Below are 14,602 nucleotides of genomic sequence, written 5' to 3'. Positions count from 1 at the left end.
TTTTGTTACATTACTGTAATATTTTTAAAATGTAATTGGCTATTTAAATTCTTTACTTTTAATAAAAAACAAGAGCTTGCACGTATTAAGTTTCCTTATTTATTTTTAATAATCTTTTACTCCCCAAAGTACCTTTTCACAATTACGAATAATATATTTTAGTATCTCAATACGAGAGGTTTTTTTATGATCAGCAGGGACAACAAGCCATGGTGCATAGGATGTATTTGTTTTCTCAACCATATCGTGACTTGATTCCACGTATAAATCCCATTTTTCTCTATTTCGCCAGTCTTCATCTGTAATTTTCCATTGTTTATTAATATTTTCTTGACGATCTTTAAAACGTTTTAATTGTTCTTCTTTATCTAATGTAAGGAAGAATTTTAAAATAATCGCTCCTTCATCTGTCCACATTTTCTCAAATGCGTTTATTTCATCATATGCACGTTGCCATTCATCGATAGTAGCAAAACCTTCGACACGCTCTACCAATACACGACCATACCAACTTCTATCGAATAATTCGATGTGCCCTGTTCTTGGCATTTCCTTCGCAAATCTCCATAAATAATGATGTTTTAATTCAACATCTGTAGGGGCACTAATGCCATTCACTCGATAACCCGTTGGATCTAATTTTTCTCTAATTCGTTTAATATTTCCACCTTTACCAGCTGCATCCATACCTTCAAATACTAAAATAAGTGGAATCTTTCTATCATATAAAGCGAATTGAATTTCTCTCATACGATTTTGTAATTCCTCGATGAGCTGTTTATATTCATCTTTTTTTACTTTATCCACCTTTCTATCAAAAAGGTGTGTTTTAAAATTAGAATGAAATTTACCGTCTCGCTGTTCTTCTTTTTGCTCATGCTTCTCAATCGCTGTTTCAAGACGTTTGATAATATGTTCATACATTGTTTCGATTGCTTTTTCTCTTTCGGTATAATCAATGATTTCCCATGCTTTATCATTTTTTATAAATTGACGCATATCTTTAAGGTAAATATCTGTTGGAAGTACATTACTATATTCTTGAACTTTCCAACGCGTCAATGGGTTATCTTTGGTTTGTTGAATATGCTCTTGACGCTTTTCTTCATTAATTTCTATGAAAAACTTAATGATTTCATAGTGATCTCGTTTAAGCATATTTTCAAAAGAAGATATTTGTTGTTTGAGTACATCATAGTTTTTATATTTGTCGTGTTTAATTTTATTTTCTCTATAATCTAGATAATGAGAATACCAGCTTCTAAAATAAATATTTATATCACCTTTTTTAGGTAAGGTATTCCAATATTTTTGTAAAAATTGATATCTTAAATCATCCTGTTTAGGTGACTGTGTCGCAATAAATTGTGTATACTTCGCATCTAAATTTAATAATAACTCATTAGATAAGCGCGTCTTCCCAGATGCAGGTACACCTTCAAATAATATCATCACTGGAATGCCTAGTGCATGTGTACGTCGTGTTAATTCTGCTGTTTTTAATGCTAAAGCTTCAATTTTTTTCGCCATTAACCCTTCATCCTTTTAATCTTTTTTCTATTTTATTGTAACATTATTGACGTTTATCATTTAAATTTAAAAATGCCTGAGACAATTCATCATGTCCCAGGCTTAATACGTTTATCCCATAAATTTGTAAATATCATTTGTAAATAATTTTAAGACTCTGCGTAAAATAACATCTAGTATAAATGCTGTTACTAAAGGTACAACAAAAAAACCAATAATAATTAGGATGATACTCATAACGGCTGAATCGACATGTAAAAATTTAAATGCACTAATCGGCCCAATCATGCCAATAAATCCAAATCCTGCAGATTCTTTTGTTCCAGCAATACCGATAAGACTACCCACTACACCAGAAATCGCTGCGGTAATCAAAATAGGTAACATAATAATTGGATATTTCACCATATTTGGCATCATCATTTTCACGCCACCAAAAAAATAGAAATTGGCACTGCAACACGATTTACTTGACTTGTGCCAATAAGTAAAACAGCTTCAGTAGCTGAAATACCAATTGAAGCTGAACCTGCTGCTAAACCTGTAATACCAATGGCAATAGCGATAGCTACTGTTGATAATGGGGAAATAATAATAAAACTAAATACCATTGAGATTAACATACACATCAATACAGGTTGTAATTCAGTGAAACTATTAATCATATTACCAATCGCAATATTTATAGTATGTACATATGGTAGGATGAGCACACCAATTGTAGCTGAGAGACCTCCAACAATTGTTGGATAAACAATCAATGCCATACTTCCTACACGTTTTTCAATAAGTAGAATAAATAAAACTGCAATTGCTGCAGTAATCATCGTATTGATGAGGTCACCAATACCTGCAATAATCCAAGCCCCATTCTTAAATTGAGCAGCGCCACTTCCTACATAAGCTGCACTTGATACGACTGCAATCGCAAGAGGAGTCATATTAAATTTAATTGCAATTAACGCACCTACTAATGCTGGTACAGTAAATTGTAATGCTTGAACAACATGTAGTAATGTTGCAAAAATAGGATGGTGATGCATAAGTGCTTTAAAGATTTCACCTAAAATGGCATTCGGTACTAAACCTACCACAATCCCAATAGCCACTCCGGAAAGTACTCTAAAAATAAAATCTCCAACGCTTATTTTTCTAAGTTCTGTTGTCATTCTTATACCTCCTATAATATTTTGTTGTTGTATTAAGTAATGATAAAAAATACTATAACACATTTTCTAAATTTTCAGAATATTTATTTTATTATTTTCTTAAATTTTTCTGGTTTTATGGATATTTTAAGAATTTTGACCAACAATATATATGTAATTTAAAAAGAAAAAACGAGTTTCTTCTATTATAATAGTTTAAAATAAAAAGAGTAATCATACTCTTTGACAACCTTCTTTGTTCGTTTAATAATTTAAAGTAATCACATTTTAAAATGAAAGGGGTGTCTTTGTGCCAAGCAATAAAATTGATCCAAGAGTCATACGTACAAAACAATTACTCGTAGAAGCATTTCTAAATGTATCACAAGAAAAAGAAATGACCCAAATTACAGTAAAAAATATTACTGACCGTGCTACTGTTAATCGGGCTACATTTTATGCACACTTTAATGATAAATATGAAATATTAGATTATTCATTATCAATGACTATTCTTAAAGATATTAAAGAAGCGTTGTCTATTTCAGAAACGCTCAATGGTCAGATTATCTCTAAATTATTTGTCTCGATAGCATATTATTTGGAAAATGTACAAAATGCTTGCAAACTCAATCGTGAGACATTTTGTAACCATGCTCATAAATGCATTAACAACGAGTTGGAAGCTATTTTTACCCTTATGTTACAACATAAATATCCCGAACACGATTCTAGTATTATTGAAAATAGCGCAAGTTTTTTAGCCGCTGGTTTATGCGGGTTGGCAAGACATTGGTTAGATACAAGCGAACTAAGTGCTGAGCAATTTATTGATCAAAACTTACCGTTTTTACTTCACCATATTACAAATCTATAATTCTATAAACAACACTTACAGTCTTAATGATTGTAAGTGTTATTTTATAGAAAAGCATGCGACTTGCATAAAATGATTATTTACGTTATATTATAAACAACACTTGTTGTTTAGATCATGAGTGTTGTTTAGATAAAATTTAGTTAGGAGGGGTGATATGTCCAAGATAGAAAATCATGAGGGTTTTAAACGTACCTTTAAAAATCATAAATTAACATTAGGTCTATCCCTACCATTTGATAGTAAAAATAAAGAGCATATTGATTTTAATGAACAAGTGAAGTTTGCACAACAAGCTGAACGATTAGGATTTACAAGTTTATTCGTGAGAGATAATCCACTTTATAGTCCTCATTTAGGACCCGTAACTGAAAATTACGACCCATTTGTTTTCCTAACGTATTTAAGTGCGTTTACCTCAAAAATTGCACTTGGGACCAGCAGTATTGTGGCAACACTACGTCATCCTATCCATTTAGCTAAATCAGCAGCCTCGCTTGATCTTATTTCCAATCAACGTTTATTACTCGGTATGGCTACCGGTGATCGCGCTTTCGAATTCCCTGCATTTAAAGTAGATGAAAGTGCATTAACAGAACGTTATCAAACAACCATTCAATCATTAAGAGCGCTTTGGCAATCACATTCTCCCAACATTTCAAATTCAATTTTTGAATTATATGAGGATTCTGGGTTACAAGTATTGCCTAAACATCATACGATTCCGATGTTTGGTACAGGCTACTCAAGACAATCCATGTCCTGGTTACAACAGCATATGGATGGTTGGCTATTTTACGCACAACCTTTTCAAGATCAAAAGAAATTAGTTGAAGCTTGGCACAGTGGTACCGACCGATTCAAACCGTTTATGAATATTCTAATGATTGATTTATCCCAAAATCCAAATGAAACCGTAAAACCGATTAAAGGTGGTTTCCGTACTGGACGTAAAAATTTACTACAAATATTAAAAGCTTATGAATCCATTAATACAAATCATATTATCTTAAGATTTACAAATGATGATCGTGATATCGAAGCACTTATAGAAGAAGTTGGAACGTATATTGTACCCCACTTCCCACCTCATACAAATTAGGAGGAATAAATAATGAGAGAATTACTAGATAGAATTAATCAATTAGCAAATAAAGAAAAAGTTGAAAGTTTGAGTGTTGAAGAAAAACAAGAACAACATCAATTAAGACAAGAATATTTAGGAATGATTAGAGGCCAAGTCCTTCATACATTCTCAACTATGAAAGTTGTCGATCCACTTGGTCAAGACGTTACACCTGATAAAGTGTATGACTTAAGAGAAGAATACGGCAACATTCAAAAAAATTAAAATTTTATTATCAAGACTTAGACTGCCTTCAAAGTTCTGACTTTGAGGGCAGATTTTTTATGTCCATATTTTGAGTAAAGTTCTTAATTGAATCACAGCTCATTTTGTTGAAACCCTTTCCTAGAGAAAATATAAAGTAGTTCTTTGATTTTAATAATTAAAACTACTTAATGAAGTGATTGCTCACTTATGTTCGTTTATGCGACTGATTCTATATGCCACTCAACAAATATATTTCATAGTCTATCGTAGAATAGTTCAAGCCACAAATATTTATTTATAAGATATATTCAGGTATAGAATCAAACATCATAACTTATCACGATAATAATTATGATATTATATAAAATAAATATATAATAATATATAAAACAACTAAGAAGGTGCATCTATGAATAAAGTATCATATAATTTCCCACCATCAAGAATTGAAAGAGCAAAAGATAAATTAAAAACATTTATTTATAATGAATATTATTTTAGTCCTGGCGATAAAGTATTAGAAGCTGGATGCGGGGATGGGGCCATCCTATTCAAACTTATTGAGAAATATAAAATTGAAAGACATGGTATTGATATTTCTGAAAATGCAAAAAGTATTGCAACTGAGTATATGATTAAAACTGGAATCAAATTTAAGTATGTTATTGGAGATGTTCAAAATTTACCTTACCCTCAAAATACATTTGATACAGTTAGTTCATTAGGTGTTATAGAACATTTTCTAAACCCTGATAAAGTCATGAATGAAATGTATAGAGTATTGAAAACTAATGGACACCTTATATTAATGACACCAAATAAATATTCGTTTGGTATTTTAGATAAGAAAATAAAAATTTTATTAAAAGTTTGGAAATTTGGTTATCAAACGGAATATAGCGTAAATGATTTAGAAAAGATAGCTAATAAATATGGTTTTAAAGTAGTCTCACGAAAGACTGAACTACGAAAGACTTTTAAGAACGACTCAATCAGTTTTAAACTGATTTCATCAATTGATCAAATATTAAATGTTTTTAATAAAAATTTTGGATTCTACAGTTATATCTACCTCATAAAGGAGGTAGATAAAAATGATTATAAATCATATCAAACTTCAATTTAATGAGACAGTTACAAAATATGATTCTGTTTTAATTGTTTTAACCTATCAAGGACATCTTGTTTTTGTTAAAAATAAAAAAAGAGCATGGGAATTAACAGGAGGTAAGGTAAACCATAATGAAACGATGAATGAGACACCTATCAGAGAGGCTTATGAAGAGTCTGGCGCTGTCATCAATGAAAGTGATATAGACTATTTAGGTTACTATATACTACCAAATGGCCATACCACTACAATTACAAAAGCTGAAGTAAGCTATTTTAAAGATATACCGAAATATTCAGAAACTACTGAAAGAATACTTACGAAAGAACCATTAGACAAAAATTTATTATCATTTCAAGATGGGTTATATGAAGAAATTTTTAAATATTTAGGGGCATACCATGAATAAAGTTAAAAAAGGGTATTTATTTAGTATTATTTCCGTAGCAATCATGTCTTTAACCCCAATATTAAACAAATTTTCACTCACTGATTTATCACCTATTCAAGCAAGTTTTTTTAATGCTTTGTTTTCAACTTTAATATTATTAATAACTGTATTACTCGATAAAAGTAAAATAAAAATCTATCATAACAAATTTATATGGCTCTTAGGTATTACTAATACAATAGGTATTTTACTCCAATATGTAAGTTTAAGTTTGTTAGATCCAGTTAGTGTTGGATTATTAGGAAGATTTTATATTATATTTGCGTTGTTTCTTTCAGTGCTCTTTCTAAATGAAACGTTGTGCAAAAACGATACCCTTCCTATAATTTTTGCTGTTATAGGTTCATTCTTGATTACTCATTTTTCAGGTGATTTTAACAGTATATTAGGTGTGATTGCCACCCTATCTTATACATTCTTTTTTGCGCTAACGAATATGTTAGCTAAAAAGACCGTCAAAGACATTGATTCTAAAACCATCTTACTATACAATCAGGCGACTTCTACTTTGTTGCTAGGTATCATATTAATTGTGACTAATCATTTACATACCATACATATAAGCATAGGCTTGTTCTCTATTTTACTTTCTGCTTTGTGTAGTGGCGTAATAGGACTTTTATTATTTTATGAAGGTTTGAAATACATTTCGTTTCGTGAAGCGAATATTATAAGAACCCTCAATCCTATATTTGTGTTTATATTTTCTTTCCCGTTTTTCCCTTTACCATTAACACCTAAATTCATAACCGGCGCGATTTTAATCATTATTTCTATCATTTATATGAATCTATATAAAGATAAAAAAACGTCTTCATGATAACTTTTTCATTAAAAATGCGCCCCACCATTAGATCTCATTCTAACTTTGGGGCGTATATTAATTGGCGTATTTTATAAAATTAATTGAACTAACAAACTAAGAAATTATATTTATGTCCATCTGGATCAGCAAATGTTGCACCATAATATCCTTGAGAAGTCTTAGGTTCATCAATCACCTTACCACCTAATGCTTCCACTTTATGCATTAATTCATCCACTTCATTATTAGTTTTAACACCTAATGATATGATGACTTCATTAAAGACGAAATAAAAAACTTCGGATTAAGAAGACTTAACCCGAAGTTTTCTATTAGGCTAATATTTGATCCATTGAGCGATTCACACTACTTGCATACATACCACCAAATTTAACTAAATGCACCATGAATAAATATAATCTATAAAACTCTAAACGTTTTTCTGCTCCTTTTCCTAAAGGATAATGTTTTTCATATTCATTATAAAATTCTTGTGTAAATCCACCGAAGACAGTAGTGATACCTAGGTCAAATTCTCTATCTCCATATAACGGTGCTGGATCAAATAAGGCAGGACGTCCATCTTTTAAAAACATATAATTACCACCCCATAAATCACCGTGTAAAAGAGACGGTTTACTGTTATGATTTTCTAATTCATTAATCATAACAGAACGTACTTGTTCGTATACTTTATTATCTTCTTCGTTCCATAAATTTTTACGTAATAGTTCATCTCTTAAATGATCCATACGACGTTCTACGAAAATTTCACTCCAAGACTCTGACCATGTATTATCAAATGAGACATCAGCCCCTTCATAAGGTAACTCGAATCCAAACTTACCTTCTGACTGTTGATGACTATGCATTTTGGCTACAAGTTGTCCTAATTCTTTTTGACTGCCTTTACTGCCTTCTTCTAAATAACTGAGTAATAGATACGCATCGCCATTAATTTCACCATTTTCAATCACTCTTGGTGCTGTAATATCTGCTTTTTCAAATGCCTCTAGTCCAGCTATTTCGGCAGCGTAGAAAGAGGATTTACGATTTCTTTGAACTAATAAAAAATATATATCATCGTTTGTTGTAATTTTAAATGCTTCATTTACATCTCCACCGCTTACTGGTGAAATATCTTGAATACCTTCTAAAGGTAATTGATTTTTCCATTCTGATTTCATTAATTATCCTCCTTAGTCCAATTCTTTATCTACTATTCTATTACCTAAATGGATGTGCTTTAACCTTTGTCATTCCAAAATGATATAAAGTTAGGCAATTTTTCAAACACTTTCAAATTAGACTATTCATTTTTAAACGAACGTGCTAGTCTATTAAAGGAATGTTTTTTCAATGATATTAAATGAGGATCGTAAGCCTCAAATACAATGAAATGGAGCATTATTATGTACAAATTAATTAAACCTCTTTTATTCAAAATCGAACCTGAAAAGGCACATGGATTGACAGTAGATGCCTTAAAATTCACTCAGAAAAATGCTTTTTTACTACCTTTTGTAAATAAATTATTTACATATGAACACCCCTCTCTTTCACAAAACATTAAAGGGATAACATTTAAAAATCCAGTTGGTTTAGCTGCTGGTTTTGATAAATCATGTGAAGTGCCTAAAGCACTTGAAAATGCTGGTTTCGGTGCTCTTGAACTTGGCGGCATCACACCTAAACCCCAAGACGGCAATCCTAAACCACGGATGTATCGCTTACTTGAAGATGATGCCTTAATCAATCGTATGGGCTTTAATAATATAGGTATGAATAAAGCTTTATGGAATTTAAGACGTCATGCTTACACGATTCCTGTAGGTTTAAATGTGGGCGTTAATAAAACGACACCTTACGAAGAACGTTATCAAGATTATATTAAAGTCATCGATGCATTTAAAGCAGATGTATCATTTTTCACTGTGAATATTAGCTCACCTAATACTGAAAATTTACAAAGTTTCCATGATAAAGATGAATTTTCAATGTTATGTCATGCTTTAACAGATTATAAAGCACAACATGAAGTGAATGTCCCAATTTTTTTAAAGCTCACTTCAGACTTAGAACTTGAAGGTTTTAAAACTATTTTACCTCAAATTACAGAAACCTTTGATGGTATGATTTTAGCCAATACCACACGTCAACGTGGTGGATTATCTTCTCCAAATAAAGTAGAAGACGGAGGTTTAAGTGGTCGACCTTTATTTAAACGTAATTTAGAACTTGTAAAATGGGCTTATCAACAAACGAATGGCGAATTTTTAATCATTGGTACAGGTGGTATTTTTAGTGCACAAGATACTATTCAAATGATGCGAAATGGTGCGTCACTTGTACAAATCTACTCATCCCTCGTGATAGAAGGCCCTGGTTTAACTAAAAAGATTAATCGAGATATTGCTAAATATTTAAAAGCAAACCATTATAGTAATATTAGTGAGATTATTGGACTAGATGCTAGACGTTAAATTATTTCACTAAACGATAAAGTGCACTATACTAATATTACACGTAACATGTACTATCGGAGGGCATATTGATGACTATAGAAACTAAACAAAAAGAGTCACAAACTAAAGATAAGCATAACATTGAAGACACCAAATCTTCTCAAGAATACGATAATAGTATCGGTTACAATGGTGAAAAGAAAACAGCTTTGGATCTTGAAATTGAACGTGAACTATTAGAAATGATGGAAAATAAAGATCCTGAACCTGAAAAAGAGAAGAAAGGCATAAAAATTGCTGGACTACTATCTACCCTTGTTATTGCTATTTTAGCTATTGTGCGTTTTATCCATCGTACGTTATAACTAAAAGCGAAGGAGTAAGAAAGAATGTTTAACTCATTCTCTCTTACTCCTTTTTAAAATTGTTCTAAAAATGCTTTAGCTTCTCGATTAATTTTTTTAAAATCAATACCTTGCTCCATTGCTGCAAATACACATCCGCAATAACATTGTCTAAATATATTATAATCCTTACACATTTCTATAGATCGTTCATAACCTTTATTTTTCTTAAAATCACTAGGTAAATAATATGTATTGTATAATCGTTGAACTTCCATACCGAGTTCGTTAATTAATTGAGCATTCTTTTTAGGAGATAATGTTAATGCACTACCGAAATAATCATATCCATACTTCACTGCTGCTTCTGCGACAAGCTCTAAACGCATCTCAAAACACGCTGTACAACGTTTTCCACCTTCAGGTTCTTCAGTAAGACCACGCGATTTCGCCATCTTCATAAATTCATATGGCTGATAATCAGCTTCAATATATTTTACCGAATGTCCAGTCTTCTCATTAAAATCTTTTACAAATTGTGCTTGGACTTTGGCACGTCTTAAGTATTCATTTTTAGGATGAATATTAGGATTAGCGAAATAAATAGCAATATCTGCATACTGAGATAGATATTCTAATGTATATGTGCTACAAGGTGCACAACAGCTATGTAATAAAATTTTAGGGCGAACGCCTTCACGCTCCCATTGACTAATCAGTTTTTTCAATACCCTATCATAATTGATTTTTTGATTTTTCATCTTCTTAATCATAGGTTCAGCATTTAACATTTCTCAATTCTCCTTATAAAATTATTATATATTATTGTTAGTTTGGGACTTATACAATAAGGATATATCAGCTACTATCGATTCACTATATCTTGAACTTTTTTAGTAGCATATTCTTCTATTTCTTTGAAAATTTTTATTGCTATCTGTATTTTTTTATATTATTTCTTAAAGATGGTGATTGCTTAAATTCATTAATGACACACGTACCATATTGAGTACATACATTTTGAACTGGAACGAATTTACTTCCACAATGCTTACAATAAGCCACTAAAACGACTTCCAAATAATCTACGTAGTACTCCAAAATCATCGAATTGACTAATTAACAGAATTTGAAGTAGAGTGATTTATACTTTTGTTTACATGACTATCCAAGTTTAATGATTCTGATGTTGCTGTTGTAGATAGTGTAATCTGATCTAATTTTGTCCCACATTCTCCACAAAATAAATCTCCTTGATGATATAACTGACCACAATTTGGACATTGCATCCTATATACCTCCATAAACATAAAATTCGAAATTATTATACCATTAAATTGAATTGCTTAAAATATTATTTTAGAAAAATAAAAAAAGTTCGAATCTTAAAAGATTCGAACTCTAATGATAATATATTATTCAGCTTCTCTGATTTCTGCATCGATATCTGCATAATCAATTTCAGTATTAGTGAACGTTTTATTATCGATTGGGAAGTGTTGTTCAAATGTTTCAAAGTTTTGAATTTCAACTTTTACATCATCTACTTCAAAATCTAAAATGTGTCCACCGAAATTACGATCATCGTTGGCGAAATGAATATGGAAACCACCAGAACCAATGCCATGGAATAATTCAGGTGTAAAGAAGCCAATCACTGTACCGTTAACATCTTCCTGAGTTTCTTCAGGTTGTCTACGTGCTGAATCAATTAATCTTGTATATGGTGGTTCTTGTTTTGGCATCATACGAACATGCATTTTTTTAAATTTACCAGTGATTTTTACTGCTGAGAATAAATTATCACTTAACATATGTTCTTTTACTTCATTTAACACTGTTTCAGAATCTTTATTAGAAGTTTCATAAGATTCATCTGCTTCAAATTTAGTAATTGTTGCAAAAGGTGTTAATTCATCACCTTTAAGTTTAACGAATTCTTTTTTTTCATTTGCATGGTACGCTTCTCCATTAATGAAGATAACTTCACCGTCTGAACCTGTAAGTGTTGCTAGTCCTGAATCACCATGTTTTAATAATTCATCGATTGTGGCAGTTCCTTCTAATAAACCTGCCATCAATGTACCTAATGTACCATGTTGATATAATACATGACCCATATTAATATTCACTCCTATTTTTAGAAAATTAATTTAAAGAATCTGGTAACATATTTGTTGATAATTTAATATTATCTTTATAATTTACTGGAATATCAATTAAAACAGGTCCTTCTGTTTCGTAACCTTCTTTAATTGCAGCTTCAAGTTCTTCTGGACTTGTTACTCGGATACCTTTCGCACCAAATGACTCTGCATATTTAACATAATCTACTGGACCAAATGCTACGCCAGCTGCACGTTTATATTTCATTTCTTCTTGGAATTCAACCATGTTGTATTTACCATCATTCCAAATTAATTGAATGATATTTAATTTTTTACGTACAGCAGTTTCTAAATCTTGACCTGAGAATAAGAAACCACCATCACCAGCAACTGACACAACTTGTGTGTTTGGACGTACTAATGCAGCTGCTATAGCCCATGGTAACGCAACACCTAAAGTTTGCATACCGTTACTGAATAATAAGTGTCTTGGATTGTAACTTCTAAATTTACGAGCCATCCAAATATAATGACTACCTACGTCTACTGTAACAGTTGTATCATCAGTTAACGTTTTTTGCATTGTATTAATAATTTCTACTGGATGTAAAATACCATCTTCATGTTCATATTTAATACCAGTAGCTTCGATAATATTTGCTCTTAATTCTTCTAAGTCATCTAAATGTTTTTGATCAATAATTGGTTCAGATACTTTTTCTGACATCATTTGAATTGTACCTGCAATATTACCTACTAATTCTTTTTTAGGACGTAAGTAATTTGTAATTTCAGCATGTACTTCGTCAATTGAGATAATTTCAGTATCTAATTCTTTATTCCAGTTACTTGCTTCGTATTCAATTGGATCATAACCGATTGCAACTACTAAATCAGCTTTTCTTAGTAATTCGTCACCCACTTGGTTACGGAATAAACCAACACGACCAAAGAAATGGTCTTCTAATTCACGACTAATTACACCAGCACCTTGGAAAGTTTCTACAACAGGTAAGCTTGTTTTTTCAACAAATTTACGAATTGCTTCTGTTTCTTTTTCACTAGAACTTCTCATACCTGCAAGTAATACAGGGAATTTAGCATCTTTAATTGCTTGAAGCACTTCATTCACTTCTTCATCTGTTGGTACGCCTAAATGAGGTTTTTCTGGTAAGTCGATTGCTTTACTTTGCACTTGAGATGAAATAACGTCTTGTGGAATACTAATGAAACTTGCACCATTTTTACCAGAAGTTGCAGTGCGGATTGCATTTGTCATAACTTCAGATAATGATTCAGGATCTTGAACCTCTGCACTATATTTAGTTGATGATTTTAGTAACGCAGCGTTATCTACAGCTTGGTGAGTAAGACGTAATAAATCATTTCGTTTAACTTGACCACCGATTGCTAATACAGGGTCACCTTCTGAAGTAGCTGTTAATAATCCAGTTGTTAAGTTACTTACCCCTGGACCACTTGTTACTAATGCAACACCAGGTTTACCTGTTAAACGTCCAACGCCTTGTGCCATCATTGCAGCATTTTGTTCGTGACGTGTAACGATAAGTTCTGGGCCATCATCTTCTAATGCATCGAATAAATAGTCGATTTTTGCACCTGGAATACCAAATACATAATCCACATTATTATTTTTTAAAGTATCAATGACCATATCTGCAGCAGAATAGTTTTCTTTAGCCATTTTATATTCATATCCTTTCAAGTTTACATTTGTAATTTAAAGTTTTTATTTCAAAATTACTTTTCTATTTTTTTATACTCAATTAAAAAGAAGCCACACACATGTCTATTTTTTTAGGGAAAAAGAGGGAAAGACTTAGTCACATGTTAATTGCGGCTTCTTTATATTTAAATAACTTCAATTTTTAAAGTTGAAGTGTAACCTCAGTTAATTAGACATATTCAAATATGAGATGGGAGTTTTCTATTATATATGTCATGTTTAAGGGAATGATAGTAAGACATACTTATTAGAACATTTGAATACGTTGTAACTTTATTACGTTTCTTATTATAGTACGCATCGAAACATTAATAAAATACATATTTTCGATAGTAACCATTCCATATTGGAATAGGTCAATATACTTTAACCATTGTAAAATGACACAATTAAAAAGGTCTAATGACTTGACTTGTCTTCTATAATTATAGTGCCAATATTGATATAATTACTACTTTTTATATTTTTAGAGTAAATATACTCTTTTTTGTTGTTTTTATTTTAGATTTATCTGATATAATCAAATCTATCATTTAAATTTTCTAGTTATGTATTCTTGTTTAATCAAAAGTAAGAAAACTTGAAATTTTCAGAAATTTTAGACAAAATACCGTTCTTTTATGCTATGATAATAAATGTTATATAGCTAACAAGCTAATTAATTAAATTTTAAACTTATTAGT

The 14,602-nt window shown here is 31.1% G+C and carries 15 protein-coding genes and 2 pseudogenes; 8 read left to right on the top strand and 9 right to left on the bottom strand.

What is annotated here, in order from left to right:
* Nucleotides 1–105: 105 nt before the first annotated feature.
* Together HMPREF2881_RS03170 and HMPREF2881_RS03165 are read right to left on the bottom strand one after the other, a co-directional pair.
* Complete coding sequence (locus HMPREF2881_RS03170) at nt 106–1,530, bottom strand: polyphosphate--AMP phosphotransferase (protein WP_002488284.1); 1,425 nt, start codon at nt 1,528–1,530, stop codon at nt 106–108.
* Nucleotides 1,531–1,641: 111 nt separating this feature from the next.
* A pseudogene (locus HMPREF2881_RS03165) lies at nt 1,642–2,699 on the bottom strand (PTS transporter subunit IIC).
* Nucleotides 2,700–2,988: 289 nt separating this feature from the next.
* Between HMPREF2881_RS03165 and HMPREF2881_RS03160 the strand changes: the two are divergent.
* The 6 genes from HMPREF2881_RS03160 to HMPREF2881_RS03135 all read left to right on the top strand — a co-directional run bounded on the left by HMPREF2881_RS03160 (nt 2,989) and on the right by HMPREF2881_RS03135 (nt 7,270).
* Nucleotides 2,989–3,555, top strand: a complete 567-nt coding sequence (locus HMPREF2881_RS03160; RefSeq protein ID WP_002488190.1) for a TetR/AcrR family transcriptional regulator — start codon at nt 2,989–2,991, stop codon at nt 3,553–3,555.
* Between the two features lie 157 nt (nt 3,556–3,712).
* Nucleotides 3,713–4,657 carry an LLM class oxidoreductase gene (locus tag HMPREF2881_RS03155; RefSeq protein WP_002488215.1) on the top strand — a complete coding sequence of 315 codons (945 nt, stop codon included), beginning with the start codon at nt 3,713–3,715 and terminating at the stop codon, nt 4,655–4,657.
* A 12-nt stretch (nt 4,658–4,669) separates the two neighbouring features.
* Nucleotides 4,670–4,906 (top strand): DUF896 domain-containing protein, encoded by a 237-nt coding sequence (locus tag HMPREF2881_RS03150; RefSeq protein WP_002488270.1) that lies wholly within the window; start codon nt 4,670–4,672, stop codon nt 4,904–4,906.
* A gap of 391 nt (nt 4,907–5,297) precedes the next feature.
* Nucleotides 5,298–6,014: a class I SAM-dependent methyltransferase gene (locus tag HMPREF2881_RS03145; RefSeq protein ID WP_002488257.1), complete on the top strand. Its 717-nt coding sequence runs from the start codon at nt 5,298–5,300 to the stop codon at nt 6,012–6,014.
* Nucleotides 5,983–6,408: an NUDIX domain-containing protein gene (locus HMPREF2881_RS03140; RefSeq protein WP_002488198.1), complete on the top strand. Its 426-nt coding sequence runs from the start codon at nt 5,983–5,985 to the stop codon at nt 6,406–6,408. Before HMPREF2881_RS03145 ends, HMPREF2881_RS03140 begins: the two co-directional genes overlap by 32 nt.
* Entirely contained in the window at nt 6,401–7,270 is an 870-nt protein-coding gene (locus tag HMPREF2881_RS03135) for a DMT family transporter (RefSeq protein ID WP_002449219.1), read from the top strand. The genes HMPREF2881_RS03140 and HMPREF2881_RS03135 overlap by 8 nt, the downstream gene beginning before the upstream one ends.
* 91 nt (nt 7,271–7,361) lie before the next feature.
* On the opposite strand, the pseudogene HMPREF2881_RS03130 reads toward HMPREF2881_RS03135, so the two are convergent.
* Both HMPREF2881_RS03130 and HMPREF2881_RS03125 read right to left on the bottom strand, forming a co-directional pair.
* Nucleotides 7,362–7,535, bottom strand: a pseudogene (locus HMPREF2881_RS03130) (VOC family protein); the annotation flags it as partial.
* A gap of 52 nt (nt 7,536–7,587) precedes the next feature.
* Nucleotides 7,588–8,442, bottom strand: a complete 855-nt coding sequence (locus tag HMPREF2881_RS03125; RefSeq protein ID WP_002454808.1) for a fructosamine kinase family protein — start codon at nt 8,440–8,442, stop codon at nt 7,588–7,590.
* 225 nt (nt 8,443–8,667) lie between these two features.
* Here HMPREF2881_RS03125 and HMPREF2881_RS03120 point away from each other — a divergent pair, with 225 nt between their 5' ends.
* On the top strand, nt 8,668–9,738 hold the full coding sequence (locus HMPREF2881_RS03120; RefSeq protein ID WP_002488261.1) for a quinone-dependent dihydroorotate dehydrogenase: 1,071 nt from the start codon (nt 8,668–8,670) through the stop codon (nt 9,736–9,738).
* A gap of 71 nt (nt 9,739–9,809) precedes the next feature.
* On the top strand, nt 9,810–10,085 hold the full coding sequence (locus HMPREF2881_RS03115; protein ID WP_002488242.1) for a hypothetical protein: 276 nt from the start codon (nt 9,810–9,812) through the stop codon (nt 10,083–10,085).
* 53 nt (nt 10,086–10,138) lie between these two features.
* On the opposite strand, the gene HMPREF2881_RS03110 is transcribed toward HMPREF2881_RS03115, so the two are convergent.
* The 5 genes from HMPREF2881_RS03110 to alsS all read right to left on the bottom strand — a co-directional run bounded on the left by HMPREF2881_RS03110 (nt 10,139) and on the right by alsS (nt 13,877).
* Nucleotides 10,139–10,855, bottom strand: a complete 717-nt coding sequence (locus HMPREF2881_RS03110; RefSeq protein ID WP_002488216.1) for an epoxyqueuosine reductase QueH — start codon at nt 10,853–10,855, stop codon at nt 10,139–10,141.
* A gap of 142 nt (nt 10,856–10,997) precedes the next feature.
* Nucleotides 10,998–11,129 (bottom strand): hypothetical protein, encoded by a 132-nt coding sequence (locus HMPREF2881_RS12015; protein WP_002488302.1) that lies wholly within the window; start codon nt 11,127–11,129, stop codon nt 10,998–11,000.
* A gap of 50 nt (nt 11,130–11,179) precedes the next feature.
* On the bottom strand, nt 11,180–11,353 hold the full coding sequence (locus HMPREF2881_RS11625; protein ID WP_002488210.1) for a zinc ribbon domain-containing protein: 174 nt from the start codon (nt 11,351–11,353) through the stop codon (nt 11,180–11,182).
* Nucleotides 11,354–11,479: 126 nt separating this feature from the next.
* Nucleotides 11,480–12,184 (bottom strand): acetolactate decarboxylase, encoded by a 705-nt coding sequence (gene budA / locus HMPREF2881_RS03105; protein ID WP_002449310.1) that lies wholly within the window; start codon nt 12,182–12,184, stop codon nt 11,480–11,482.
* A 28-nt stretch (nt 12,185–12,212) separates the two neighbouring features.
* Nucleotides 12,213–13,877, bottom strand: a complete 1,665-nt coding sequence (gene alsS, locus HMPREF2881_RS03100; RefSeq protein ID WP_002488194.1) for an acetolactate synthase AlsS — start codon at nt 13,875–13,877, stop codon at nt 12,213–12,215.
* Nucleotides 13,878–14,602: the final 725 nt, after the last annotated feature.

This window comes from Staphylococcus sp. HMSC057A08 (assembly GCF_001812925.1).
In the GTDB taxonomy this organism is placed as follows: Bacteria; Bacillota; Bacilli; order Staphylococcales; family Staphylococcaceae; genus Staphylococcus; species Staphylococcus hominis.
Note: the sequence above shows the minus strand (reverse complement) of the source record. Positions and strands in the feature narration are given on the sequence as shown.